At 76.9% G+C, this 424-nt stretch carries 1 protein-coding gene; it reads right to left on the bottom strand.

The annotated features are described in order from the left end of the window. On the bottom strand, positions 1 to 424 hold a 424-nt coding region (locus tag G3I71_RS48365), incomplete at both ends, for a lysophospholipid acyltransferase family protein (RefSeq protein ID WP_164325343.1).

The following is a 424-nucleotide window of genomic DNA, read 5'->3' as shown; positions in this document are numbered from 1 at the left end:
CCCAGGCCACCGCTCCGACCATGCCCGCGGGGCCGGACATCACGCCCCGCAGCACGCGCCACGTGCGCGACCGGGACGGCACGGGCGGGCCGGCCGCGAGCATGCCCTCGATCTGCGCGACGAGCGGCGCCATGTCGGTCAGGCCGTGCGGGTCGACGGGGTGACCGACCCGCACCTCGACGGGACCCGGCGTCAGGCGGCCCTTCTTCGCGAGCAGCTCGTGCGTGCCCACGACCGCCACGGGCAGGATCGGCACGTCGAACTCCTGCGCGATGCGCAGCGCGCCGCTGCGGAACCGCCCGAGCCGCCCGTCGGTCGACCGCGTGCCCTCGGGGAACACCAGGAGGCTCGACCCGCTGCCCAGCACCTGCGTCGCGCCGTCGAGCAGCGACTCGTACCCGCCGCCGCCCTGCTGCTGGGCCGC

The sequence above is a fragment of the Streptomyces sp. SID12501 genome (assembly GCF_010550245.1).
Taxonomy (GTDB): Bacteria; Actinomycetota; Actinomycetes; order Streptomycetales; family Streptomycetaceae; genus Streptomyces.
Note: the sequence above shows the minus strand (reverse complement) of the source record. Positions and strands in the feature narration are given on the sequence as shown.